Here is a 26737-nt window from a genome sequence, read left to right as displayed (position 1 = left end):
CCGGTTCAAACCGGCGCTACGTGTTCAGAGATGCCGCTGGGCGCGCAAGATTAACAGCAATTGCTTACGGTTGGATCAATGCACATCCTTCCAGTATTCACGCTTGAGCAAATAAGCGAATACGAAGAAGAAAGCCAGGTACAGCAAGACGTAGGTACCGATGCGCTGATGCTGCAGTTTGACCGGGTTGGCCGAGTAGGCCAGGAAGGTCACCAGGTTCTTGACCTTCTCGTCGAACTGCTCTTCGTTCAGCGTACCGGTCTTGGGCACGATGGTCAGTTGATCGCACGCTTCATGGGTCAGCGGCGTGCCGGTCAACGGATCATATTGCTTCTTGCCGTCTTCAACGACCTGAACCTGCTTGCATCCTACCACTTGGCGCCCCTGCAGGCCGACCAGAACGTTCGGCATGCCGACGTTCGGGAAGACTTTGTTGTTCACGCCATAGGGGCGTGCAGGGTCTTCGTAGAAGGACTTGAGGTAACCGTAGAGCCAGTCGGTACCGCGTACACGGGCCACCAGGGTAAGGTCGGGCGGTGCGGCGCCGAACCAGGTCTTGGCGTCGGCCGGTTGCATGCCGATGTTCATGTGGTCGCCGATCTTGGCACCCGTGAACACCGCGTGGCTGAGCATCACTTCATGGGGAATGCCCAGGTCATCGGCAACGCGCTCGTACCGTTGGAACTTGGCGCTGTGGCACCCCATGCAGTAGTTGGTGAATGTACGCAGCCCGTCCTGCATGGCGGCTTTGTCAGACACATCGATATCGACTTTTTCCAGCTGCGCACCATGTTCGGCAGCGAAGGACAGTAGCGGCAGTGCCGCAAGCACGAATGCAACGAGTAATTTTTTCATCAGCCAGTCACCCTTTCCGGAACCGGTTTGGTCTTCTCGAGCCGGGTATAGAACGGCATCAGAATAAAGTAGGCGAAGTACAGGAAGGTGCAGACCTGCGACAGCAACGTCCGCTCAGGGGTGGGCGCCAATACACCCAACACACCCAGGATCACAAACGAAATGCAGAACACCCACAGCCAGATCTTGCTCAGCCAGCCTTTGTAGCGCATTGACTTGACCGGGCTACGGTCGAGCCACGGCAGCACGAACAGCACCGCGATGGCCGCGCCCATGGCGATCACGCCCATGAGTTTGTCGGGGATCGCGCGCAAGATCGCGTAGAACGGCGTGAAGTACCAGACCGGGGCAATGTGCTCAGGTGTCTTGAAGGCGTTGGCCTGTTCGAAGTTAGGCTTCTCCAGGAAATAACCGCCCATCTCCGGGAAAAAGAACACGATCGAGCAGAACACAAACAGGAACACGACCACGCCGACAATGTCTTTCACGGTGTAGTACGGGTGGAACGGAATGCCATCCAGCGGGATGCCGTTCTCGTCCTTGTGCTTCTTGATGTCCACGCCATCCGGGTTGTTGGAACCCACTTCGTGCAGCGCCAGGATATGCAAGACCACCAGGCCCAGGATCACGATCGGCAAGGCCACCACGTGCAAGGCGAAGAAGCGGTTCAAGGTGATGCCGGAGATCAGGTAGTCACCACGAATCCACTGGGTCAGGTCGTTGCCGATCACCGGGATTGCGCCGAACAGCGAGATGATCACCTGGGCGCCCCAGTACGACATCTGGCCCCAAGGTAGCAGGTAGCCCATAAAGGCTTCGGCCATCAGTGCCAGATAGATCAACATGCCGAAGACCCACACCAGCTCACGGGGCTTCTGGTACGAGCCGTAGAGCAGGCCGCGGAACATGTGCAGGTAGACGACGATAAAGAACGCCGACGCACCGGTGGAGTGCAACAGGCGCAGGATCGAGCCGTACTCGACATCACGCATGATGTATTCGACAGAGGCAAACGCCTCTTCCGCCGACGGCGTGTAGCTCATCGTCAACCACACGCCAGTGACGATCTGGTTGACCAGCACCAACAGCGCCAGGGAGCCGAAGAAGTAGAAGAAGTTGAAGTTTTTCGGCGCGTAATATTTGCTGAGATGGTCTTCCCACATTTTAGTGGCGGGGAAGCGCGCATCCACCCAATCCATGAACTTGCTCATCACGCGTTCTCCTTGTCGAGGCCAATGACAATGATGTCGTCAGATTCGTAATTGTGAGGAGGAACCGGCAGGTTCAGGGGCGCAGGCTGGGATTTGTAGACGCGGCCGGCGAGGTCATAGTGGGAACCGTGGCACGGGCAGAAATAACCGCCGACCCAGTCTTTGCCCAAGTCGACAGGCGCCACTTCCGGGCGGAAGGTAGGTGAACAACCCAAGTGGGTACACAGACCAACCAGCAGCAGAATTTCTGGCTTGATCGAACGCGCTTCGTTCTTGGCGTAGGCGGGCTGGTCGGACTTTTCGGACGTCGGGTCAGACAGCTGGCCTTCGATCTTCTTCAGATTCCCCAGGATTTCCTCGGTACGACGAACAATGAAAACCGGCTGGCCGCGCCACTCAGCAATCATCTGCTGGCCTGGCTCGATCTTGCTGACATTCACCTTCACCGGTGCACCTGCGGCTTTCGCCTTGGCACTGGGAAACCATGACCCCACGAACGGGACCGCAGCCCCCACCGCTCCTGCAGCACCCACCACGGATGTGGCTGCTACCAAGAAGCGACGCCGGCCTGCATTCACGCCGTCATTGCTCATTCAGTCCTCTCCCATCAGCTTTTTGGCCTGTTAAATCAGGCGTCTACTAAGTGTTGAATCTTTACTTATAAAAATTTTGACGGATGGTAATGAAAAGCCCCACGTATGACAAGGGAATTGCCCGGGGCTCCGCCTCCAGGCCTTGTAGTATAGGGGGTCTACGGATGTGGCAAGTTGTCACGGCGAAAAATGTGCATAAATCGCAGGCAATAAAAAACGCCCAGCTCCGTGAGGAGGCTGGGCGTTTTTGTGGAACGTAAAGCGAATTAACGCTTCGAGTACTGCGGACGCTTACGCGCTTTACGCAGACCGACTTTCTTACGTTCAACTTCACGAGCATCGCGAGTCACGAAGCCAGCTTTGCGCAGAGCGCCACGCAGGGTTTCGTCGTACTGCATCAGAGCGCGAGTGATACCGTGGCGGATTGCGCCAGCTTGACCACTTACACCGCCACCGATAACGGTGACGTAGATGTCGAACTTTTCAACGGTCTCGGTCAATTCCAGCGGCTGACGAACTACCATGCGGGCAGTTTCGCGACCGAAGAAGTTGTCCAGGGAGCGGTTGTTGATCGAGATGTTACCAGTGCCCGGACGCAGGAAAACGCGTGCGGTTGCGGTTTTGCGACGGCCAGTGCCGTAATTTTGAGTCGCCGACATAATGAACTATTCCGTTAAAACTTCAGTTCTTGGGGCTGCTGAGCAGCATGAGGGTGTACAGCGCCCGCATAGACTTTCAGCTTGCGAAACATATCGCGACCCAGTGGGCCCTTAGGCAGCATGCCTTTGACCGCGATTTCGATCGGGGCTTCAGGCTTCTTGGCAATCAGGCCTTCGAAGTTGGAAGACTTGATACCGCCTGGGAAACCGGAGTGACGGTAGTACATTTTGTCGCTTGCTTTGTTGCCGGTTACACGAACCTGCTCAGCGTTGATGATGACGATGTAGTCGCCGGTATCAACGTGCGGGGTGTATTCAGGCTTGTGCTTGCCACGCAGACGGCTGGCGACTTCAGTGGCCAGACGACCCAGGGTCTGACCAGCGGCGTCGACGACAAACCAGTCGCGCTGAACTGTTTCCGGTTTTGCAGTAAAAGTTGTCATTCTTTAATAGCCTCAGGGGCCGCCTGTAAATTTAGACGGCGGATCTTACTGAATAGTGCGTACTTTGACAAGGTCAAAGGCAGCCGGATACAGACGCTATCGGGGGCTCGGGTCGGCGCGTCCGTTCAACGGCAAGATTCTTCGGCAGGCGGCGCATCACTTCCACTGCAGAAAGAGGTGGGCAATTATGCAGATTGCGAAAAAAAATTCAACCTGCTTTTATGATTGTTTTCCCCCGAAGGAGTACCCGATGGATTACCGACAGCTGGGCCGCACCGATCTGAATGTCAGCGCGATCGCGTTGGGCACCATGACCTGGGGCGAGCAGAACAGCGAGGCAGAGGCCTTCGCGCAGATCGAACGGGCCAAGGCCGCGGGGATCAACTTCCTCGACACCGCAGAAATGTACCCGGTGCCGCCCAAGGCCGACACCTACGCCACCACCGAGCGCTACATCGGCAACTACTTCAAAAGCCGTGGCGACCGCGCCGACTGGATTCTCGCCAGCAAGATCGCCGGCCCCGGCAACACCATCGACTACATCCGCGATGGCCACCTGCGCCACAACCGCAAGCACATCGCCGCAGCCCTGGACGCCAGCCTCAAGCGCCTGCAGACCGAGTGGATCGACCTCTACCAACTGCATTGGCCGGAGCGCAGCACCAACTTCTTCGGCCAGTTGAGCTACAAGCACAAGGACGAAGACGACCTCACGCCACTGGAGGAAACGCTCGAAGCCCTGGATGAACAGGTGAAGGCCGGCAAGATCCGCCACATTGGCCTGTCCAACGAAACGCCGTGGGGCGCCATGAAATTCCTCGCCCTGGCCGAAGCCCGCGGTTGGCCGCGCGCCGTGTCGATCCAGAACCCCTACAACCTGCTCAACCGCAGTTTTGAAGTGGGCCTGGCGGAGGTTGCCATTCGTGAACAGTGCGGCTTGTTGGCCTATTCGCCTTTGGCGTTCGGCATGCTCAGTGGCAAGTACGAAAATGGCGCTCGCCCGGCCAAGGCGCGCCTGACCGAGTACAGCCGCTTCAGCCGCTACTTCAACCCGCAATCGGAAGCGGCGTGCAGCCGGTATGTGGCTCTTGCGCGGGAACATGGCCTGGACCCGGCGCAGATGGCGCTGGCGTTTGTGACGCAGCAACCGTTTGTGACCAGCAATATTATTGGGGCCACATCGCTGGAACAACTGGACAGCAACATCGCCAGTGCCGACATGAAATTATCGAAAGAAGTGTTGGAAGGGATTGAGGCGATTCAGAAGGATCATCCCAACCCAGCACCTTGATTGATCCGCACTGATCGTTCCCACGCTCTGCGTGGGAATGCCGCCTTGGACGCTCTGCGTCCGCTTTCAGAGTCGTGACGCGGAGCGTCACATGAGGCGTTCCCACGCGGAGCGTGGGAACGATCAATCAAGAGCACCTAACAATCAAAGTGCCCGCGCAATGATCTCCTTCATGATCTCATTGGTCCCCGCATAAATGCGCTGCACCCGCGCATCCGCCCAGGCCCGGGCAATCGGGTATTCCCACATGAAGCCGTAGCCGCCATGCAACTGCACGCACTCATCGAGCACCTTGCACTGCAGGTCGGTGGCCCAGTACTTGGCCATCGCCGCCGTGGGCACGTCCAGCTTGCCTTCCAGATGCAAGGCCATGCACTGGTCGACAAACACACGGCCAATCTGAATCTCGGTGGCCATCTCCGCCAGCTTGAACCGGGTGTTCTGGAAGTCGGCGATCGCCTTGCCGAACGCCTTGCGCTCACGGGTGTAGTCCAGGGTCCACTGCAACGCCGCTTCGGCTGAGGACAGCGCGCCAATCGCCACGGTCAGGCGTTCTTGCGGCAACTCTTGCATCAGGTAGGCAAAGCCCATGCCCGCCTGGCCCAGCAGATTTTCCTTGGGCACGCGCACATCCTGGAAGAACAGCTCCGAGGTGTCCTGGGCCTTCATGCCAACTTTCTCCAGGCGCTTACCTTTGTCGAAGCCCGGCGTGTCGGCTTCCACCAGGAACAGACTGGTACCCTTGGCGCCAGCCTTGGGGTCGGTCTTGGCGACGACAATCACCAGATCGGCCAGGTAACCGTTGGTGATAAAGGTCTTGGAGCCGTTGATCACATACTCGTCACCGTCCAGCACTGCGCTGGTCTTGACCCCTTGCAGGTCGGAACCGGCGCCCGGCTCGGTCATGGCAATGGCTGTGACCCTCTCTCCGGAGATCAACTGGGGCAGGTACTTGTGCTTCAGCGCTTCACTGCCGTAATGCAGGATGTAGGGCGCGACGATATCCGAATGCAGGGAAAAACCGATGCCGGTCAAACCCAGGCGGCTGACTTCTTCGATCACCACCGCGCTATAGAGAAAGTCCGCGCCCAGCCCGCCATACTCCTCTGGCAGGTGGGAACACAACATGCCCGCCTCCCCCGCCTGGTTCCACAAGTTACGGTCGATATAGCCCTGCTTTTCCCATTGCCCATGGAAGGGCACGGCATGCTTTTCGAGGAAAGTGCGTACGCTCTCACGGAAGAGTTCGTGCTCCGAGCTGAACAAGGTTCTGGGGATCATGGGTCACCTGCGTGGATTGTCGGACAAGGACGAGCCCACAGAGCCTATGCCCCGAAGGCGTCACGGGACACTGGACACATGCGACAAAAAATAAGACGATCCAGCCGTCTGGTGACCACTTTCCCCTATAAGAATAAATGAAATTATGTCTAACCAAATCTCCACGCCGTTGCGGCGCGTCAGCATTTTGGCCATTGATCGGGTATTCGCTTCAACCCTCATGCAAGCCAAGGATTTCTTCCATCTCGCCAGCCTGCGCCATGGCAAACAGCAAGGGCTGGGCCTGACCCCAGGGTTCGAAACGCGCCTGGTCAGCCCCGACGGCCAGTCCGTGCGCAGCTTCAGCGATGTGATCATGCCAGTGGACGGCGGCCTCGAAGACGCCGACATCATTGTGCTGCCGGCCTTCTGGGACGACTTCGATGCCCTGTGCTCCCGCTACCCGCAAGTGCTGCCGTGGCTGCGCGAACAGCACGCCCGCGGCGCCGTACTCTGCGGCGAGGCCACCGGGGTGTTCTGGCTGGCCGAAGCCGGGCTGCTCGATGGCAAGGAGGCGACCACCTACTGGCGCTTCTTCAATGCCTTCAGCGAGCGCTTCCCCAAGGTGCAACTCAACCAGGACAAGCACCTCACGGATGCCGATAACCTGTACTGCGCCGGCGGCACCACGTCGGCCTGCGACCTTTATATCTACCTGATCGAACGCTTCTGCGGCGCCAACATCGCCCAGGCGGTGGCCCGCGACATTCTCTATGAAGTGCAGCGCAACTATTCACCGGGGCGGATCGGGTTTGGCGGGCAGAAGCTGCATCAGGACGTGATCATCCTGCAGATCCAGCATTGGCTTGAAGAGCACTTTGCCGACAAATTCCGCTTTGAAGACGTCGCCCGGGAACACGGCATGAGCATCCGCAACTTCATGCGCCGATTCCAGACCGCCACCGGTGACAAGCCGCTGCATTACCTGCAGCGCCTACGCATCGAAACGGCCAAGGGCTTGCTCTCGGGCAGCCGCAAGAGCATCAAGACCATCAGCTACGAGGTGGGTTACGACGATGCGAGTTTCTTTGCGCGGTTGTTCAGGCAGCACACGGAGTTGTCGCCGAACCAGTACAGGCAGCAATTCCAGCAAGCCGCCTGAGCTCAGACCAACACAAACCATTGTGGGAGCTGGCTTGCCTGCGATGACGGTGTATCAGCCAGCCTATAGTTGGCTGATACACCCCCATCGCGGGCAAGCCCGGCTCCCACATTAGCTCTCCATTGAGCTGGAGATTGCTTAAGGCTTGTGGCCGCGCGACAGGAACTCGTGGGACTGCATTTCCAGCAGGCGACTCAAGGTGCGCTGGAATTCGAAGTTCAAGCGGCCGCCGGTATAGAGGTCCTTGAGTTCGACTTCCGCCGAGATGATCAGCTTGACGTTACGGTCGTAGAACTCATCGACCATGTTGATGAACCGTCGGGCGATATCGTCGGTAGTCACGCCCATCTGTTCCACACCACTCAAGATCACGGCGTGAAAGATCTTGCCCAGCTCGATGTAATCGTTCTGGCTGCGTGGCCCATCGCACAGTTGGCGGAACTCGAACCAGGCCACGTCATCGCAGGTGCGCAGCGCGATGATTTCGCGGTTCTCGATCATCAGCTTGTCGTTTTCCACCGCCTGGGTGCACTCCGGCGTCAGCGCACGGAAGCTTTTCTTGAGGCTTTCGTGTGCTGCTTCGTTGAGCGGGAAGTGGAACAGCTCGGCTTGCTCCAGATGACGCAAGCGGTAGTCGACGCCGCTGTCGACGTTGACGATATCGGTGTTCTGCTTGATCAGCGCAATGGCCGGCAGGAAGCGTGCACGTTGCAGGCCGTCCTTGTACAGGCCATCGGGCACGATGTTCGACGTGGCCACCAGGGTCACACCGTTCTTGAACAGTTCTTCCATCAGGGTGCCAAGGATCATGGCGTCGGTGATGTCGGAGACGAAGAATTCATCGAAGCAGATCACCCGGGCCTCTTGGGCGAAACGCTTGGCGATGATGGTCAGCGGGTTTTTCTCGCCCGGCAGGGTCTTCATCTCTTCGTGCACGCGCTTCATGAAGCGGTGGAAGTGCGTACGCACCTTTTCCTTGAACGGCAGCGCTTCAAAGAAGGTGTCTACCAGGTAAGTCTTGCCCCGACCCACGCCGCCCCAGAAATACAGGCCCTTGACCGGCGTGTGGTCTTTCTTGCCAAACAGCTTGCTGAACATCCCTGGCTTGCTTTGCGACGCGGCCACGAGGTCCTCGTACAGGCGCTGCAAATGACGCACGGCATTTTCCTGGGCCGCGTCGTGGAAGAACTCGGGGCGTTTCAGATCAGCTTGATATCGTTCTAGGGGCGTCATAATTTCGTTAGCAAGGCAACAAAAACGGGCCGACACTGTAACGACGGCCCTGGATAATGGCAATCAACCCTTGGTCGGGTTAATCCTCGATTGGGGTCAACGCAGCGCGCAAGGCTTCGATGGCCGCGTCACGCGATGGTTGATCGGCGTACTCGGCGCTGTCAGCGACTGCGGCGCCGTCCAGCCATACGCTGAAGCCCAGGGCCTCGGCGCGCACGTCCAGCGCATCACCACTTTGCAGTTGCTTGGTCACCGCGCCGGCTGCTTTGCCATCGGCAAAGTTGCGCGACAGCAGCAGTTGCTCGCCATCAGCGGCCAGCAGGCGGAAGCGGAAGCTGCCGTCAGTTTCACGGAAGCTCACAAACCGCGCAGCCTTCGCTGCTTTTTTCTTGGTGGCGACCGGCGCCGCCGCCTGGTTGACGAACGAACGCAGGCCCACCGCTTCACGCAGCTCGGCCAGAAACGGTGCCGCCACGGCACGGGCTTTTTTCGCGCCGACCTGCAGCAGGTCTTCCATGTCCGATGGGCGCGACATCAGTTGGTGGTAACGCTCGCGCGCTTCGCCGAGCTGGCCGTCGAGCAGTTGGAACAGACGGTTCTTTGCCTCGCCCCAGCCCAGGCCTTCTAGCAACTGACCACGGAATTCGGCTTCCTGGGCCTTGGTCGCGAACGCCTGGTAAAGGGTGAACAGGTGCGAATTGTCCGGATCCTTGGGTTCGCCTGGCGCGCGGGAGTCGGTGACGATCCGCGAGATCGCGTCCTTCATGTCCTTGGCGCTGGTGAACAACGGGATGGTGTTGTCGTAGCTCTTGGACATCTTGCGGCCATCCAGGCCCGGCAAGGTGGCCACGCTTTCTTCGATCAGCGCCTCGGGCATGGTGAAGAATTCTTTACCGTTGCCGAACAGGTGGTTGAAACGCTGGCCGATGTCGCGGGCCATTTCCACGTGCTGGATCTGATCGCGGCCCACCGGCACCTTGTGCGCGTTGAACATCAGGATGTCCGCGGCCATCAGCACCGGGTAGCTGTACAGGCCCATGCTGATGCCCGCATCCGGGTCTTCGCCGTTCTCCACGTTCTTGTCCACCGAGGCCTTGTAGGCATGGGCGCGGTTGAGCAGGCCCTTGGCGGCAACGCAGGTCAGCAGCCAGGTCAGCTCGGGAATTTCCGGGATGTCCGACTGGCGGTAGAAGGTCACCCGGTTCACATCCAGGCCACCGGCCAGCCAGGTCGCGGCGATTTCCATACGCGAGCGCTGGATGCGCTGCGGGTCATCGCATTTGATCAGGGCGTGGTAGTCGGCCAGGAAATAGAAGGAATCGGCATTCGCGTCTTCGCTGGCGAGGATCGCCGGGCGAATCGCACCGGCGTAGTTGCCCAGGTGCGGCGTGCCGGTGGTGGTGATGCCGGTGAGGATACGGGTACGGGTCGTCATGGGTGATCGCTTGTCATCAATTCGAAAGGCGTGGCAGCACCAGATCCTTGAGATCGGTCAGCTTGCCGTGAAAAAAGTGTCCGCATTCTGCCACTTTCAGCAACTCATGGGGGCGTTTGAGGGCGGCGGACCAGTCGTACACCAGCTGCGGGTCAACCACTTCGTCGCTTTCCGGTTGGATCAGGGTCAACGGGCAGCCCAGCGGTAACGCGTCGGTATCGCGCAGGCGCATCACCGCAGCGGCGATCATGAACAGGTGTGCGAGCTTTTCACCTTTGGCTTCCAGGCGGCCGCCGAGGCTGGCGGCCACATATCCACCGAAAGAAAAACCGAGCAAGGTGATTGGCAGGTCCGGGTGCTTTTCCCGCAGCCAGGTGGCGGCCGCTTCAGCATCGTCGACCTCACCGGTGGCCATATCGTGAGTACCGGCACTGGCACCCACACCACGGTAATTGAAACGCAAAGTAATCAAACCCGCATCGCGGGCAGTGCGTTGCAGGGTCGAGACGACTTTATTGAGCATGGTGCCACCCTGCACCGGGTTAGGGTGGCAAACCAGCGCCAGGCCACGTGGTTCGGGGTGATCCAGGTACAGGGCTTCCAATTGGCCCGCCGGGCCATCGATCAAAACGGGGGTTTCACGCATGAGCAAGGATGAACTCCGTGACCTCTCAAGGGGTCGACTCGTCTAGCTAAAAGTCTGTGCATGGCATCATTGCGAGCTTAATCGCGGTATACAGCGCAGGTTTGAGCCGTTAACGTAAAGCAAAGCCGTTTATAGAGGAAGGACTCGTGGAACACTCGCTCTTAGTTTGGTTGTTGCCGACTCTTGCCCTGGTTGCCGGTGTCGCCATTGGTTTCCTGGTTGCCCGCCTGCTGCCGAATGCCGCGCCTAACCGCACGCAGCGTCAGCTGGATGACATTCAGGAACGTTTTGACAGTTATCAGAACGAGGTTGTTACCCACTTCAACAGCACCGCGACCCTGGTCAAGAAGCTCACCCAGAGCTACCAGGAAGTACAGGATCACCTCGCCGATGGCGCTAACCGCCTGGCCCTCGACGACATCACCCGCCAGCGCCTGCTGGCCGCGCTGCATTCCGATGCACCGCAAACCCCACGGGAACGCCTGACCCCGCCTCGGGAAAACCAGGAGCCACCACGGGACTACGCGCCAAAGACGCCGAACGCTCCAGGCATGTTGGATGAGCATTACGGCTTGAAGAAGTAAGTCATCTTCGGGCAATAAAAAAGCCCGGCTGATCGATGATCAGCCGGGCTTTTTATTAGGTGCCTGAATCATCAGACAACACCGCCTCCTGTGGGAGCTGGATTGCCTGCGATAGCGGCGTGCCCGTTGACACACCTGCCTCAGACACTCCGCCATCGCGGGCAAGCCCGGCTCCCACATCGAGCGCGCACGCGTTCAGGTCGGTTGTTGTTCCTGCAACCGCCCACCGTCGATGCGCACATGCCGCCCATGGAAACGCTTGAGGCTGCTGCGGTGGCCGACGCTGACGATGCTCAACCCCGGCAACTCATCGATCAACGCCTGGTACAAGGTTGCTTCGTCTTCTTCATCCATGGCCGAGGTTGCCTCATCCATGTACAGCCATCGCGGTGCAAACAACAGCGCACGGGCAAAGGCCAGGCGCTGTTGCTCACCCGGCGAGAGCATGCGTTGCCAGTGGTTGGCTTCATCCAGGCGATTGACCATGTGCGGCAGGCGGCAAGTCTCCAGGACCTGGGCATAACGTTCTGCCGGATAGACGCTGTCGTCCTGTGGATAACTCAACACGGCCTTGAGCGTACCAATCGGCAAGTAAGGCTTCTGTGGCAGGAACAGATAGCGCGTCGCCGGTAAGCGAATGCTGCCATGACCGGCGGGCCACAGATGCCCCATCGCCCGCAGCAAAGTGCTCTTGCCGCTGCCGGAACGCCCGCTGAGCATGACGCGCTCGCCAGGCTCCACGGTCATGTCGGCATCAGTGAGCAGGTGACGGCCGTCGGCCAGGTCCATGCCCAGGTCCTTGATCACCAGGCGCTCGCCTTCAGGGCGCACGTCGATCGCCGGCGTGCATTGCTCGTTGTCGCTCATGGCCTGCTGGAAACTCAGCAGACGGTCGCTGGTGGCGCGCCAGGTTGCCAGCTCCGAATAGGCGTTGATAAACCAGCTGAAGTTCTCTTGCACGTTGCCGAACGCCGAGTTGATTTGCATCAGCTCGCCCAGCTCGATCTTGCCGGTGAAATAGCGCGGCGCGGCGACGATAAAGGGGAAGATGATTGCGATCTGGCTGTAGCCGGCGGTGAAAAAGGTCAGGCGCTTGGACACTTTCATGATGTCCCAGAAGTTCTGCCAGACTTTGCCGAAGCGGGTGCTCAGGCGCTGCCTTTCATTCGGCTCGCCGTTGTACAGGGCGATACTTTCGGCATTCTCACGCACCCGCACCATGGAAAAACGCAGGTCCGCTTCAAAGCGTTGTTGCTGGTTGCTCAGGCCAATCAAGCGCCGGCCGATCAGGTGCGTCAGCCAACTGCCCACGGCGGCGTACAGCAACGCACACCAGAACATGTAGCCGGGAATGGTGATGCCGAACACTTCGATGCTGCCCGAGACACCCCACAGGATGATCGAGAATGACACCAGGCTGACCACGTTACGCAGCAACCCAAGGCCCAGGCTCAAGGTGCCGGACGTAAAGTTGTTGAGGTCTTCGGAAATCCGCTGGTCCGGGTTATCGGTGTAGCCGCCCTGCTCCAGCTGGTAGTAATTCTTGTGGGCCAGCCAACGGCTGAAGTGTTTTTCGGTGAGCCAGGCGCGCCAGCGGATAGTCAGCATCTGGGTCAGGTAAAGGCGGTACACCGCGCCGAGTATCGCCACCGCCGCGATCCCGCCGAAATAGCCGATCAACTGCCAGAAGGCCGCGGTGTCCTTCTTCTCCAGGGCGTTGTAGAAGTCTTTGTACCAGTGGTTGATCCACACGGAGATCGCCACGCTGAACAGCGACAGGCCAATCACTGCGGCCAGCAGCAGCCAGGCCCTGCCCTTCTCTTCACTGCGCCAATAGGGTGTGATCATCGCCCAGGTTCGGCGGAAGAATTGCCCACGCACCGCGTCGTTGACCGCGCGATATTCAGCATTCTGATTCATCGTTCAGGCTCGGTAGGAAAAAGTCACAGGCGTTTGAACCGATCATAGGGGATCGGTTCGTGCGTCCGTGCAGCCTGAAGCGAGTTGTTCAGTCGCCGTTCAGCGTCGTACCGGGCGCTTCTGCAACTTGCGCTGCAAGGTACGCCGATGCATGCCCAAAGCGCGGGCGGTGGCGGAGATATTGCCTTCGTGCTCGGTCAGCACGCGCTGGATGTGTTCCCACTGCAGGCGGTCCACCGACATCGGGTTTTCCGGCACCAGGGTGTCGAGGTCGGCATGCTCGGACAGCAAGGCGGCCAGCACGTCGTCGGCATCCGCGGGTTTGCACAGGTAATTGCAAGCGCCGCGCTTGATCGCCTCGACGGCGGTGGCAATGCTGGAGTAACCGGTGAGGATCACCACGCGCATTTCCGGGTCGAGTTCCAGCAGCTTGGGCAGCAGTACCAGGCCCGAGTCGCCGTCCATTTTCAGGTCGAGGGCGGCGTAGTCCGGCAGGTCGGCCTGGGCGATGGTCAGGCCCTCTTCGGCAGAGCCTGCAGTGCTGACACGAAAACCGCGCCGGCTCATGGCGCGTGCCATCACGCGGGTAAAGGTCGCGTCGTCATCTACCAGCAACAGGTGCGGCAGTTCTTCGCCTTCGACTTGGATCTCGTCACTCATCGATATCTCCTCGTGCGACACGGGGCAGGCGCAGCTCGGTGAGCGTGCCACCTTCCTCATGACTATAGAGCTTCACTGAGCCGCCCGCGCGGGTCACGCTGGCCTTGCTCAAAAACAGGCCCAGGCCGAAGCCTTTGCCCTTGGTGGTAAAGAAGGGTTTGCCGATCTGCTCGGCAATGGCCAACGGCACGCCCGCGCCGTGGTCACGAATGCTGATGGTGACGTTTTCCGCGTCCCAGTCCAACTGCACGCCGAGGCCTTCAGGGCAAGCGTCGGCTGCATTGTTCAGCAAGTTGAGCAGCGCCTGGGTCAGGTCCGGCGGTGGCGCCATGCGCGGCACGCTGCCTTGGCCCAGCAGGTTGAAACGGTAACTGGCTTCGGGACGCATCAGGTGCCAGCGGTTGAGCGCCTCATCGAGCCACTGGGTGACGTCCTGCATTTCGACCGCCAGACGGCGATTGGCTTCGGCGGCGCGCACCAGTTGCTGCAACGTCAGCTTGCACTGCTTGACCTGTTCCTGCAGCACGCTCAAATCGTCCTGCAGGGCCGGGTCGTGATGGTCCTGGGTCATTTCCTTGAGCAGCACGCTCATGGTCGCCAGCGGCGTGCCCAACTCATGGGCAGCGCCTGCGGCCTGGGTGGCGACAGCCAGCAACTGCTGGTCACGCAGGCCTTCTTCACGGCGAATGGCGCGCAGTTCTTCCTGGCGGCGCAGTTCTTCGGCCATGCGCGCGGCAAAGAAGGTGATGACTGCCGCAGACAGGGCGAAGCTCAACCACATTCCGTAGATCTGCAGGTTTTCCCGGGCGATGGGGAACGTCTGCAAGGGGTAGAACTGCGCCAACAGCAGGGTGTACAGCGTCAGCGCAATCCCCGACAGCACCACCGAATAGCGCCACGGCAGGGTGACGGCAGCGATGGTCAAAGGCACCAGGTAGTAGGAGACGAAGGGGTTGGTGGATCCACCGGAGAAGTACAGCAACACGCTGTGGATAAACAGGTCACAGGCCAGTTGCAGAGCATATTCCAACTCGGTCACCGGCCAAGTGGTACGCAATCGAATGGCGGTGAACACACACAATACGGTGGAAAAACCCAGGGTCACGGCCAGTTGCAGCCAGGGCAGCGGCAGCAGGTCGAACCAATAGGCAAGCCCGACGGAACCAGCCTGTGCGGCCAATACCAGGGTGCGAATGAACGTCAGGCGCCAAAGGTTCTGGCGAGTGGCGGAAGTCAGTTTTACGGCGGCGAGCATGAGCTCTCCCGTTGAGCGCTGCAGGCGGATCGGCACGAGTATAAACGAAGCAGACCTGCTGGCACGGCGTGTGTGGCTCTTTGACGCAGGCCGGGTAAATGACCGTTCGTCGGCGCCGGCATAACTTGTAGGTAATGTGTAAACCCGAAGAACCCAGTGCCAACGTCTACAGTCATACCGAGCACGACTATCTCAAGGAGCTTCCATGTCTCGTTTCATTCGCAGTGCAGCCATCATTACCCTCAGCGCCAGCGCCCTGGCCAGCCTGCCGGCCATGGCCGCCGATGCATTGCATTACAACCAGATCTCCCTGCGCGCCGAAGCCAGCCAGGAAGTGGCCCGCGACAAGATGATCGTCACCCTTTACACCGAATCGCAAAACGCCGACCCGGCCAAGCTCGCGGCCGAAATCACCACCACCCTGAACCAGGCCCTGGGCCAGGCGCGCGAAGTCAAAGGCGTGACCTTGCGCCAGGGCAGCCGCAACAGCTACCCGATCTACGACAGCAAGAACCAGAAGATCACCGGCTGGCGTGAACGCGCCGAGCTGCGCCTGGAAAGCGCGGACTTCCCGGCGCTGTCCAAGCTCACCGGCGAGCTGTTGAACACGTTGAAAATGGACAGCATGGACTTCGCCATCGCCGATGCCACGCGCAAGGCCAGCGAAGATGCGCTGCTCAAAGACGCCGTGGCTGCATTCAAGGCGCGCGCACAATTGGCGACCGATGCACTCGGTGGCAAGGGCTACAAGATCGTCAACCTGAACTTCAACACCAATGGCTACCCGATGCCCTACGCCCGCAATGGCGGCATGATGATGAAAGCCGCGATGGCCGATTCAGCACCGACGCCGGAAGTGGAAGCAGGTACCAGCCAGGTCAGCATGAGTGCCGATGGTGTGATCGAAGTTTTACAGTAACTTTTTAGACAGAACAAAGGCGCAGCCCCACGGGATTGCGCTTTTTTTGCGCGCACGCGCGCCGTCATATACGGCAGCACATCTCGTAGGAATCAAGTGTCCGGTTTTCACGACTCATTACTGCCATAGCTACCAGGGAGGGCTGTGCTGGCATTTATTCATACAATGAGAGCCGAATTCATGTCCCTATCACTCGATCCAACCCCCTCGTTATCGCTGCCACCCGTCGTCGCTACTGCGACATCCAACACTCAAGCTCAGGCGACGCCGGCATCGTCACCGCCCACGCCAAAGGCTGTCCAACCCGATGAAACAGCACTGCTCAAGGCCTACCTCGAGGCCGTACAACGCAAGGTGTTGCACGGCAATGCCGGGCTTATAACCGTGCCGCCCCAAAGCACTCTGGGCCAATGGCTCGGGCTGTATCGCATGCATGTGGAAAACGCCGTGGTACAGGGCTGGCTGCGCGAACAACACTTCGCCCCGGACACCTTGCTTTCAATCAACCCGTCTACAGGTACCTTGTCCGCCGAGATCGAGGGCAAAACGAAAACCTTCCATCTCTCGGATACATCAGGCTGGGGACAAATTTCAGGCCCCTTGCTGGAGACCGCAAAAGTTATCGCCCCTGGCAATAACGGTGATTTGCGTGTGAGGCTGGGTAAGGACTCCATACAGGTCAGTGCAAAAGTGGTGGCCAACTTTGAAGGCGTGTCCCTTCCCCAAACGCTGTCCCAGGCTCGAACACAAATAAGGTATCTGGAACATAAAGACAGCTTCGACCCTATCCCCGCCAATGACCGCCTGCGCCCTGCCAGCAGCCGCTCTTCACAAGCGCTGCAAGTGCAAAAACACAATGCCGCCAATTACTACAGCACCGCACCACAGGCGTTGGCTTACAAGCGTTTGGCGGTTGACGTCGCCAACAACCTGCCCAATACGCGGGCAGAGGCCAAAAAGTGGGCGGATGACCTGCTGCTCAAACTCACGGGCAAACCTATCGACTCCGACACCGTGTACCTGAACCGTTTCAAAGGTGGCGAAAGTGCAGACACGGCGACCGGCTGGGAACACACATTCCAAGAGCCCTGGTCTTCGCTGCGCCTGCCCGACGCCCTGCTGAAAAACTTCTCCGAGCACGATTGGGTGCCCGGCAACCTGGACCTGGAAGCGGGGCTGTATACCCAACCTGCTGGGCAAAGCGAAAAAGGCGGCTACGGCAAGCACAACCAGATCGACCTCAAACCGTCGCAAGTGATGCATGAAAGCTGGAAGACTGACTTCCAGAGCCAAATGACCCAGAAGATCGACAACTTCTGGAACTCTCATTCCGATAGCTACCAGACGGCGATCAAAGGCGAGTTCACCTTCCAGGCCCGCAAACAATTCAAGACAGCTCAAGCATGGCCTGCAGTTGAACGTGCGCTGCAAGCACCCGAACACCAATTCACTCGTGACGACTACAAGATGGTGATGGCAGCAGTACCCGACCTGCCCCTGGATGAAAATGCACCGATCAGCGTCGACCAACTCAAAGCCAAAACACCGATAAAAGCCCCTGTACAGGCGAATGCCTTGAGCATCCACGGTTTTACCTCCAGCGACATTGTGCGATTCAGCGCGGGCGACGGTGGCCGGCAAGTGCTTTACATCCCAGGCGCCGAGCCGGCGTTTCTCAGGTTCGACTCTGCGCAAAAGCTGGAACAATGGCTGATTGATCAGGCAAAAGATCCGAAAAAAAGTGAGGCCTTGGCGAGTCACTTCCCGATGATTTATCGCCAGGACCAAACCGCCGGTTTTGCCGCCAGAGCGGCGAAAGTACTTATGCCCCTCCTGTGGTTCACCCACGTAGGCGAAACGAAAGATGGCTTGGATACACACCTGAAGAAAATGGCCAGCGGCGAACTGAAGGGACCGGCAATCGATGCAAGCCACTCGAAAATTACCGGCGACTTATTTACTACCCTGGCGACCACCACCCAGGAGCGCATGAAAAGCGATGCTGACGTGGTCATCAAGTCAAACAGCGAAGAGACTCGAGACACCTGGCTCAACGACATTACCGTGGCGGCTGGCTTATTGGCCAAACTTGCGCCGATTGCCGCACCCGTGGCCGCGGTAGCCGTCGTGACAGGATTGACCGAATTGGCGCTGGGCGTAGAAAAAACCTCGTCTGGCGACACAGTGCAAGAGCGTGACGAGGGTGCCTCCAAGGCGTTCGATGGCTTACTGAACACACTCTTCTCGGTCGGAGCCAGCTCAGTCCCCGAAGACCCTTTTGCATTGCCTCCCGAAAAAGAATTACCACTGGGTGAACCGATTACCCCAACCCCCGCCAATGAAGTCGCGGAACCACAACCGGGACCGTCCGGGGGTACGCGCGCTGGCAAACCTGCTCCACAGCCCCTGCCTGACTCCCGGTCACTCATCCCGCTGGCCAAATATGCGGTCCCTGAGGGTGAGGCATTGATAAAAAATGCCACCCGAGATGCACTGGGGGTTTATCGAATGACTGACGACACCGGGGCGTTCCGCCAATTCGTACGCCTTACTGATGAAACAGGGACGAGCAAGGTCTTTGAAATATCCGGGCGCTACAGGACCGGCGACTCATTTGCCAAAATTATTGACCCGGATACTCGCGCAGGGCTGACGGTAATAACACCCGGGCGCGATGGCGAATGGGCTCGCGCGCCCGGCGACGGTGCTGGGTTGTTTGCATGGCTACGTCGTCCAGTTTCGCCAACGCCGAGTGATGACCTGAAGTCCCCACCCACTTTTGCCGATGAATTTGTCGATATCGATGGAAAAAAAATAGCCGGTGCCGAACAGTTCGATGAAATCTTGAAGAACAAAGCGGGAACCAACTACGAGTTCTCTTTCAGTCACATCGAGGAAGAAGGAATAATTAAAAAAAAGCTCATCACCTCGTGGACCCTTGAAGAACCGAATTTTACCTTGTTGCCGGAAGAGATAGCACACACCACGGAATACGGTGCCAGCGAGTATTCGCCCGCCTTCGTCAAGGATATCGATCGTAATCCTTACACTGTCACCACTACCGAAAACGCCTTGTCAGTGACTACTGAGCTGAACGCAACAGCAGACACGACGGCGGGTGCCAAGCAAGCAAGGATTGCGCAGTTCGAAGCGGCAATTCCCAATGCCGATCTGCGGGCTCGCATCTCCGAAGTGGCTCATCAAGGCTCTGCCGGGCCCGCTATCGTTGACCTACACGAACTTGACCTGAACAAAGAAGAGGTGACTCTGCAGAAGGGCTATTTTTTTAAGGCTGACAATACCCAGTTTCAGATTGAATACGATCCCTCGAACAACCTGGCCAAGGTCCATATGACTTCTGAAGGACACTTCTCTAACGCCGATAAAAATATCCAAAATGCTCCGGGTGTAAAGTTAACAATCAACAGGACCTTCACGATACGGGAGAGTAACGAGTTGGACGGTGCCTATGCGATCGATAAAGATGCTCCTACCAAGGTCGAGGTCACCTACATAGTAAATGCATAAACCGGCTAATGGCCCCTTACCTGAAACACCTGAACGGCGGTAACCTCGGTAACCGCCGTTTTTGTTTGGGCAGCCTAATATGCTTGCCATTTCAGGGGTCTCCATGGAAAGAATCGCCTTCAAACCACTATTGATCGCCGCAAGCCTGCTGGCCTGTATGCCCATGGCCCAGGCCGCCACCACCCTGGTCTATTGCTCCGAAGCCAGTCCCGCCGGCTTCGACCCCAGCCAATACACCAGCGGCACCGATTTTGATGCCTCCGCCGAAACCGTGTTCAACCGCCTGACCCAGTTCAAGCGTGGCGGCACCGAGGTAGAACCTGGTCTGGCGACAAGCTGGGATGTATCGAAGGACGGCCTGACGTACACCTTCCACCTGCGTGACGGGGTCAAGTTCCACACCACCGACTACTTCATCCCGACCCGCAATTTCAACGCCGATGACGTGCTGTTCACCTTCAATCGCTTGCTCGATACCGACAGCCCGTTTCGCAAGGCCTACCCGTCCGAATCGCCCTACTTCACCGACATGGGTTTGAACACCACGATCAAAAGCGTCGAAAAACTCGACGAGCACACTGTGCGGTTCAACTTGAACACTGTCGATGCTTCGTTCGTGCAAAACCTGGCCATGAGCTTTGCCTCTGTTCAATCGGCCGAATACGCCGCCCAGTTGTTGAAACAAGGCAAGGCCGAGCAGATCAACCAGCAACCGGTCGGTACCGGGCCGTTTGTGTTCAAGCGTTATCAGAAGGACTCGCAGATCCGTTATGTGGCCAATAAACAGTATTGGAAACCCGAGGATGTGAAGCTCGACAACCTGATATTCGCCATCACCCCGGACGCCGCCGCGCGCCTGCAGAAACTCAAGGCAGGCGAATGCCAGGTCAGCGGTTACCCGCGCCCTGCCGATATCGAAATGATGAAGCAAGACCCCAACCTGCGCGTATTGCAACAAGCAGGCTTCAACCTGGGCTTCCTGGCCTATAACGTGACTCACCCGCCGCTGGATCAACTCAAGGTTCGTCAGGCCCTGGACATGGCCATCGACAAGCCCGCCATCATCAAGGCCGTTTACCAGGGCGCCGGACAATTGGCGCAGAACGCACTGCCTCCCGCGCAGTGGTCTTATGACCCCACGATACACGATGCGCCCTACGACCCGACCAAGGCCCGGTTGCTACTAAAAGAAGCAGGGGTTGCACCAGGTACCACCATTAACCTATGGGCGATGACCGTACAACGCGCCTCGAATCCTAATGCACGGATGTCCGCGCAGATGATTCAACAGGATTGGGCCAAGGTCGGTATCAAGGCCAACATCGTCAGCTATGAGTGGGGCGAGTACATCAAGCGCGCCAAAAACGGCGAGCACGATGCAATGATTTATGGCTGGACCGGCGACAACGGCGACCCCGATAACTGGCTAGGCGTGCTCTACAGTTGTGCCGCGGTCAAGGGCAGCAACTATGCCAAATGGTGTAACCCGGCCTACGACAAGTTGGTGCAACAAGCCAAGGTCAGCAGCGACCGCGAGCAGCGCGTCAAGTGGTATCAACAGGCCCAGAAAATCCTTAAGGAACAAGTACCTATAACGCCCATTGCAAACTCGACGGTTTTCCAGCCTATGCGCAAGCAAGTGCAGGATTTCAAGATCAGTCCGTTTGGACTGACGCCCTTCTACGGCGTGGGTCTAGATAAGTAACATCAATGCCCCAACCGAGTGCGCTAGACGCCTCGGATGGGCATTTTTGGTGCGCCATTTGCACCGAAAAAACCCTCCAAATAAGCACTTTTGTGTCGAAACTTTCATAATTGCGACATTCCTGTACGTTCGTACCACAGTTTTCCCTTTGCAACCGCTCTGCATCTTGCATTGGGTATGGCGCCTGCATAAGTATCCGCAGGCCGACTCACGAGGTCGCCCTCACCACCAAAAATGACAACAAATCATGAGGCCAACATGCTTAAACACGCAGTCCTTCCGTTATTAGTGAGCGCTGGCCTTATGGCCGCAGCCCCCGTAGCCCTTGCGGCAACTAACCTGGTGTTCTGCTCCGAAGGGAGCCCGGCCGGTTTCGACCCAGGCCAGTACACCACCGGAACAGACTTCGATGCCTCGGCCGAAACCATGTTCAACCGCCTGAGCCAGTTCGAACGTGGCGGCACCGCCGTCGTTCCTGGCCTGGCCACCAGCTGGGACGTTTCCCCGGATGGCCTGACGTATACCTTCCACCTTCGCGAAGGCGTCAAGTTCCATACCACCCCGTACTTCAAGCCTACTCGTGAATTTTCGGCTGACGACGTACTGTTCACCTTCAACCGAATGATCAATAAAGACGATCCGTTCCGTAAGGCCTACCCTACCGAGTTCCCGTACTTCTCGGACATGGAGATGGACAAGAACATCAAGAACATCGAGAAAGTCGATGACCACACCGTCAAGTTCACCCTTGGCACCGTGGACGCGGCGTTTATCCAGAACCTCGCGATGAGCTTTGCATCGATCCAGTCGGCCGAATATGCCGCCCAACTGTTGAAGGAAGGCAAGGCCGCCGACATCAACCAGAAGCCGATCGGCACTGGCCCGTTCGTGTTCAAGAGCTACCAGAAAGACTCCAACATTCGCTTCACCGGCAACAAGGAATACTGGAAGCCTGAAGACGTCAAGATCGATAACCTGATCTTCGCAATCTCCACGGACCCTTCAGTACGCATCCAGAAACTGAAAAAGAACGAGTGCCAGATCACAGCCTATCCTCGCCCGGCCGATATCAAGCCGCTGGAAGCGGACAAGGACATGAAGATGCCTCACCAGGCCGGCTTCAACCTGGGCTACATCGCCTACAACGTGATGCCTGTGCTCAAGGGCCAGACGACGCCAAACCCGCTGGCTGACCTGCGGGTTCGCCAGGCTTTGGACATGTCGGTGAACAAGCAGCAGATCATCGACTCCGTGTACCAGGGCGCTGGGCAATTGGCCGTCAATGCCATGCCACCCACCCAATGGTCGTACGACACTACGATCAAGGACGCCAAGTACGACCCTGCCAAAGCCAAGGAACTGCTCAAGGAGGCTGGCATCAAGGAAGGCACCGAGATCACTCTTTGGGCCATGCCGGTTCAGCGTCCGTACAACCCGAACGCCAAGCTGATGGCCGAGATGCTGCAGAGCGACTGGAAACAGATCGGCCTGAAGGTCAACATCGTCAGCTACGAGTGGGGCGAGTACATCAAGCGTTCCAAAGGTGGCGAGAACCAGGCGATGATCATCGGCTGGAGCGGTGACAATGGTGACCCTGACAACTGGCTGGGCACCCTGTTTTCGTCCCCGGCGTTGAACGGTAACAACTTCTCCAAGTTCGTTAATAAACAGTATGACGACCTGATCAGCCAGGCCAAATCGACCACGGATGTCGCCAAGCGCACCGAACTGTACAAACAGGCGCAACAGCTGCTTAAACGCGAATTGCCTTACACACCTATCGCGCACTCGACGGTGTATCAACCCATGCGTAATACCGTGCAGGACTTCAAGATCAGCCCGTTTGGCTTGAATTCCTTCTACGGCGTTAGCGTCAGCGGCAAGTAAGGACCAATAACGGCGACGTTTCATAACGTCGCCGTTATTCCATCCGCCTGGACCTTAGGAAACAGACTACGTTTGCAAGCGTTGCCGTCTTACAGCAATGAACTGCGACCCGTGCCTCCGTTGCCTACAAGGTCAGTCAGAATTGACGCATTTACTGCAAGGTCAACGCCCCATAAGGTCGTAGGACAGCAGAGGCATCACTCTGGGAAGGGCACTTGCTGTGTGTGGGATCAGTGAGGTCTGCCTGGCTGCACGCCAGCAGGTAGGCTCGCTGTTGATAACTACAAACAAGGACCGGGATCGTCATGCGCCATACCACCGTTGTATCCGCTCTGTTTGCCACCAGCCTGCTGGCCATGGCCACCATGGGCCAAGCCGCCGAGAAAAAGAGCCTGGTGTTCTGCTCCGAAGGCAGCCCGGCAGGGTTTGACACTGCGCAATACACCACCGCTACCGACAACGATGCGGCGGAGCCTTTGTATAACCGTTTGGTGGAGTTCGAAAAAGGCGCGACCGACGTCGTCCCTGGGCTGGCAACCAAGTGGGATATTTCCCCTGATGGCCTGACCTACACCTTCCACCTGCGTGAAGGGGTGAAGTTCCACAGCAACAAGGAATTCAAGCCGACGCGAGACTTCAACGCCGACGACGTGCTGTTCACCTTCAACCGCATGCTTGACCCCGAGCACCCGTTCCGTAAGGCCTACCCCACCGAGTTTCCGTACTTCAACGGGATGAGCCTGAACAAGAACATCGCCAAGGTCGAGAAAACCGGCCCCTACACCGTAGTGATGACGCTGAACACGGTCGACGCAGCCTTCGTGCAGAACATCGCCATGAGCTTTGCCGCGATCCTTTCGGCGGAATACGCCGAGCAGTTGCTCACGCAAGGCCGGCCCAGCGACATCAACCAGAAGCCGATCGGCACTGGCCCCTTCGTGTTCCAGCGTTACCAGAAAGACTCGCAGATCCGCTACGTGGGCAACAAACAGTACTGGGACCCGAGCCGCGTCAAGCTGGACCAACTGATCTTCGCCATCAACACCGACGCCTCGGTGCGCGTGCAGAAGCTCAAGGCCGGCGAATGCCAGGTGACCCTGCATCCACGCCCCGCCGACGTCGAAGCCCTCAAGACCGACCCGAACCTGCAACTGCTGACCAAACCGGGCTTCAACCTGGGCTATATCTCCTACAACGTACGCCACAAGCCGTTCGATCAGTTGGAAGTACGCCAGGCGCTGGATATGGCGGTGAACAAGCAGAGCATCCTCAATGCTGTGTACCAGGGCGCCGGGCAACTGGCGGTCAACGCCATGCCACCCACGCAGTGGTCCTACGACGACAGCATCAAGGACGCCGCCTACGACCCGGAAAAAGCCAAGCAGTTGCTCAAGGCCGCTGGCGTCAAGGAAGGCACCGAGATCACCCTGTGGGCCATGCCGGTGCAACGCCCGTACAACCCCAACGCCAAGCTGATGGCGGAAATGCTGCAGAACGACTGGGCCAAGATCGGTCTCAAGGTCAAGATCGTCAGCTATGAATGGGGCGAGTACATCAAACGCACCAAGAACGGTGAGCACGATGTCAGCCTGATCGGCTGGACCGGCGACAACGGTGACCCGGACAACTGGCTCGGCACCCTCTACAGCTGCGACGCCATCGGCGGGAACAACTACTCCATGTGGTGCGACCCGGCGTACGACAAGCTGATCAAGCAAGCCAAGGTCGTGACCGACCGTGAACAAAGGACTGTTCTGTACAAACAGGCGCAGCAACTGCTCAAGCAGCAGGTGCCGATCACGCCCATCGCCCACTCGACGGTCAACCAGCCGTTAAGCGCCAAAGTCGAAGGCTTCAAGGTAAGCCCCTTCGGCCGCAACGTGTTCTCGGGCGTCAGCATCAACCCATAAGAAAATAACCGGATGGCGGGGAGCGAAATCAGCTCCCCGGCAAACGTGCAGGCTTTTGTTGGGAATTTTCCTACGCCAAACGTTTGCAATAGCTTGAACAAGTTCCACACCCAATAGCCGGATCACCCAAAAAGACCGGCATTAAAAAAGAGAACCAAAGGAGCTTCACCCATGAAACTGAGCAGCAAAGCGCTTCTGGCCTTGGCCATCAGCAGCATCACGGCCACCGCCTACGCTGAAACGCAAAGCCAGGACTTCGTTCCTACCACCCTGGCCGGCACCAGCGCCCAAAGCGAGGCCAAAGGCTTTATCGAAGATTTCAGCCTGGGCGGCACCACGCGTAACTGGTACTCCCATGAAAGCAAATACCGCGGGGGCACCTTCTCGTACCAGAAACACGGCCAGACCCTGACCGATCGCAACCGTACCAACTGGGTGCAAGGCACCATCCTCAACGCCAGCTCGGGTTTCACCCAGGGCACCGTTGGGGTCAAGACTGAAGTGGCGGTGTACAACGCCCTGGTACTGGACCGCAGCAAGCGTGATATCAAAGGCGGCTCCAACCGTACCCTGGCCGACTCCAACGGTGATGCCGTAGACCAGTGGAGCAAACTGGGCCTGGCCAACGTGCAATTCCGTGTGTCCAACACCACACTGACCGCCGGTCGCCAGAACTTCAGCAGCGGCATCGTCGACACCATCGGCAACCGTGCTCTGCCTTCGAGCTTCCAGGGCGTGAGCTTCAACAGCGAAGAGTTCAGCAACCTGTCGTTCCAGGGCGGCGTGTTCGACCGCGTTTCCCCACGTAGCGAGCAGAGCCTGTCGAAATTCCGTAGCGAATACGGCAATGGCGCAGAAACCGACAAAGTGTCGACCCTGGGTGTGAACTACCAGCCGCTGAAAAGCCTGAAGACCAGCTTCTTCGCCGCTAACGTGAAGGACTTCTGGAACCAGTACTACTTCGGCGCCACCCACGAGCTGGGCGACGCGCAGCAGTTGGGCCTGACCACCGGCTTCAACTACTACAAGACTGTCGATGAAGGCAAAAAAGAGATGGGGGAAATCGACAACGATACCTTCTCCCTCTCCCTGGGCCTGACTCACCAGGCACACAGCCTGACCTTTGGCTACCAGCAAGTGAACGGTAACGAGTACTTCGACTACCTGCACGAAACCAACGGTATCTACCTGGCCAACTCCCTGACGTCTGACTTCAACGGCCCGAACGAGAAATCCTTCCAGATCGCCTATGCCATCAACATGGCTGAATACGGCGTACCTGGCCTTAAGTTCAACGCCTACTCGGCACGCGGCTGGGGCATCGATGGTACCCACTACACCGGCAACAATGGCCGGGCCAAGTTTGCCTATGACGGCATCCAGTCCCAGGACGGCGAGAAGCACCAGGAATACGGTGTAGGCGCCTCTTACGCGCTGCAGAGCGGCCCGCTCAAAGCCACCACCGTGCGCGCAACCTATGTTGAGCACCGTGGCAGCGAGTTCCAGTCCGACGGCAGCATCAAAGAGTTCCGTCTGGTTACCACCATCCCGTTCAACATCCTTTAATTAATGCCAGGCAGG

The 26737-nt window shown here is 58.3% G+C and carries 21 protein-coding genes; 9 read left to right on the top strand and 12 right to left on the bottom strand.

Annotated elements, in window-relative coordinates:
• Positions 1–75 precede the first annotated feature (75 nt).
• The 5 genes from GH769_RS01080 to rplM all read right to left on the bottom strand — a co-directional run bounded on the left by GH769_RS01080 (position 76) and on the right by rplM (position 3761).
• Positions 76–855, bottom strand: coding sequence for a cytochrome c1 (locus GH769_RS01080; RefSeq protein ID WP_014716911.1), 780 nt, complete (start codon positions 853–855; stop codon positions 76–78).
• Positions 855–2066, bottom strand: a complete 1212-nt coding sequence (locus tag GH769_RS01075; RefSeq protein ID WP_003188526.1) for a cytochrome bc complex cytochrome b subunit — start codon at positions 2064–2066, stop codon at positions 855–857. The genes GH769_RS01080 and GH769_RS01075 overlap by 1 nt, the downstream gene beginning before the upstream one ends.
• Positions 2066–2659 (bottom strand): ubiquinol-cytochrome c reductase iron-sulfur subunit, encoded by a 594-nt coding sequence (gene petA, locus GH769_RS01070; RefSeq protein WP_003188524.1) that lies wholly within the window; start codon positions 2657–2659, stop codon positions 2066–2068. The genes GH769_RS01075 and petA overlap by 1 nt, the downstream gene beginning before the upstream one ends.
• A gap of 266 nt (positions 2660–2925) precedes the next feature.
• Entirely contained in the window at positions 2926–3318 is a 393-nt protein-coding gene (gene rpsI, locus GH769_RS01065; protein ID WP_002555064.1) for a 30S ribosomal protein S9, read from the bottom strand.
• A 14-nt stretch (positions 3319–3332) separates the two neighbouring features.
• Complete coding sequence (rplM, locus tag GH769_RS01060; RefSeq protein ID WP_003188508.1) at positions 3333–3761, bottom strand: 50S ribosomal protein L13; 429 nt, start codon at positions 3759–3761, stop codon at positions 3333–3335.
• Between the two features lie 250 nt (positions 3762–4011).
• Between rplM and GH769_RS01055 the strand changes: the two genes are divergently transcribed.
• The gene (locus tag GH769_RS01055) at positions 4012–5052 is read left to right on the top strand and encodes an NADP(H)-dependent aldo-keto reductase (RefSeq protein WP_014716910.1); all 1041 of its coding nucleotides are present in this window, start codon (positions 4012–4014) and stop codon (positions 5050–5052) included.
• A gap of 144 nt (positions 5053–5196) precedes the next feature.
• Here the strand turns inward: GH769_RS01055 and GH769_RS01050 are convergent, their stop codons facing one another.
• Positions 5197–6333: an acyl-CoA dehydrogenase family protein gene (locus GH769_RS01050; RefSeq protein ID WP_019816964.1), complete on the bottom strand. Its 1137-nt coding sequence runs from the start codon at positions 6331–6333 to the stop codon at positions 5197–5199.
• Positions 6334–6553: 220 nt separating this feature from the next.
• On the opposite strand from GH769_RS01050, the gene GH769_RS01045 reads away from it, so the two are divergent.
• The gene (locus GH769_RS01045) at positions 6554–7474 is read left to right on the top strand and encodes a GlxA family transcriptional regulator (protein WP_169918830.1); all 921 of its coding nucleotides are present in this window, start codon (positions 6554–6556) and stop codon (positions 7472–7474) included.
• Between the two features lie 138 nt (positions 7475–7612).
• On the opposite strand, the gene zapE is transcribed toward GH769_RS01045, so the two are convergent.
• The 3 genes from zapE to GH769_RS01030 all read right to left on the bottom strand — a co-directional run bounded on the left by zapE (position 7613) and on the right by GH769_RS01030 (position 10788).
• The gene (gene zapE, locus GH769_RS01040) at positions 7613–8707 is read right to left on the bottom strand and encodes a cell division protein ZapE (protein ID WP_014716907.1); all 1095 of its coding nucleotides are present in this window, start codon (positions 8705–8707) and stop codon (positions 7613–7615) included.
• Between the two features lie 79 nt (positions 8708–8786).
• Positions 8787–10142 (bottom strand): tryptophan--tRNA ligase, encoded by a 1356-nt coding sequence (locus GH769_RS01035; protein WP_032903378.1) that lies wholly within the window; start codon positions 10140–10142, stop codon positions 8787–8789.
• 16 nt (positions 10143–10158) lie between these two features.
• A complete protein-coding gene (locus GH769_RS01030) occupies positions 10159–10788 on the bottom strand; it encodes an alpha/beta hydrolase (RefSeq protein ID WP_032903380.1) in 630 nt (209 codons plus the stop codon).
• 146 nt (positions 10789–10934) lie between these two features.
• On the opposite strand from GH769_RS01030, the gene GH769_RS01025 reads away from it, so the two are divergent.
• The gene (locus tag GH769_RS01025; RefSeq protein WP_003171734.1) at positions 10935–11372 is read left to right on the top strand and encodes a YhcB family protein; all 438 of its coding nucleotides are present in this window, start codon (positions 10935–10937) and stop codon (positions 11370–11372) included.
• A gap of 195 nt (positions 11373–11567) precedes the next feature.
• Here GH769_RS01025 and GH769_RS01020 read toward each other — a convergent pair whose 3' ends face one another.
• The 3 genes from GH769_RS01020 to GH769_RS01010 form a co-directional block, all read right to left on the bottom strand.
• Positions 11568–13292, bottom strand: coding sequence for an ABC transporter ATP-binding protein/permease (locus GH769_RS01020; RefSeq protein WP_020301275.1), 1725 nt, complete (start codon positions 13290–13292; stop codon positions 11568–11570).
• A 99-nt stretch (positions 13293–13391) separates the two neighbouring features.
• Positions 13392–13952, bottom strand: a complete 561-nt coding sequence (locus GH769_RS01015) for a response regulator transcription factor (protein WP_003171731.1) — start codon at positions 13950–13952, stop codon at positions 13392–13394.
• The gene (locus GH769_RS01010) at positions 13945–15207 is read right to left on the bottom strand and encodes an ATP-binding protein (protein ID WP_003188495.1); all 1263 of its coding nucleotides are present in this window, start codon (positions 15205–15207) and stop codon (positions 13945–13947) included. The genes GH769_RS01015 and GH769_RS01010 overlap by 8 nt, the downstream gene beginning before the upstream one ends.
• Positions 15208–15412: 205 nt before the next feature.
• Between GH769_RS01010 and GH769_RS01005 the strand changes: the two genes are divergently transcribed.
• The 6 genes from GH769_RS01005 to GH769_RS00980 all read left to right on the top strand — a co-directional run bounded on the left by GH769_RS01005 (position 15413) and on the right by GH769_RS00980 (position 26722).
• Positions 15413–16126 carry an SIMPL domain-containing protein gene (locus GH769_RS01005; protein WP_014716903.1) on the top strand — a complete coding sequence of 238 codons (714 nt, stop codon included), beginning with the start codon at positions 15413–15415 and terminating at the stop codon, positions 16124–16126.
• A 180-nt stretch (positions 16127–16306) separates the two neighbouring features.
• Positions 16307–19654: a dermonecrotic toxin domain-containing protein gene (locus GH769_RS01000; RefSeq protein ID WP_032903382.1), complete on the top strand. Its 3348-nt coding sequence runs from the start codon at positions 16307–16309 to the stop codon at positions 19652–19654.
• Positions 19655–19757: 103 nt separating this feature from the next.
• Complete coding sequence (locus tag GH769_RS00995) at positions 19758–21359, top strand: ABC transporter substrate-binding protein (RefSeq protein ID WP_108538571.1); 1602 nt, start codon at positions 19758–19760, stop codon at positions 21357–21359.
• A 258-nt stretch (positions 21360–21617) separates the two neighbouring features.
• The gene (locus GH769_RS00990; protein WP_014716900.1) at positions 21618–23246 is read left to right on the top strand and encodes an ABC transporter substrate-binding protein; all 1629 of its coding nucleotides are present in this window, start codon (positions 21618–21620) and stop codon (positions 23244–23246) included.
• Between the two features lie 305 nt (positions 23247–23551).
• The gene (locus GH769_RS00985) at positions 23552–25156 is read left to right on the top strand and encodes an ABC transporter substrate-binding protein (protein ID WP_032904009.1); all 1605 of its coding nucleotides are present in this window, start codon (positions 23552–23554) and stop codon (positions 25154–25156) included.
• Between the two features lie 171 nt (positions 25157–25327).
• A complete protein-coding gene (locus GH769_RS00980; protein WP_003188488.1) occupies positions 25328–26722 on the top strand; it encodes an OprD family outer membrane porin in 1395 nt (464 codons plus the stop codon).
• Positions 26723–26737: the final 15 nt, after the last annotated feature.

The sequence above is a fragment of the Pseudomonas sp. CFSAN084952 genome (genome assembly GCF_009648855.1).
In the GTDB taxonomy this organism is placed as follows: domain Bacteria; phylum Pseudomonadota; class Gammaproteobacteria; order Pseudomonadales; family Pseudomonadaceae; genus Aquipseudomonas; species Aquipseudomonas paracarnis.
Note: the sequence above shows the minus strand (reverse complement) of the source record. Positions and strands in the feature narration are given on the sequence as shown.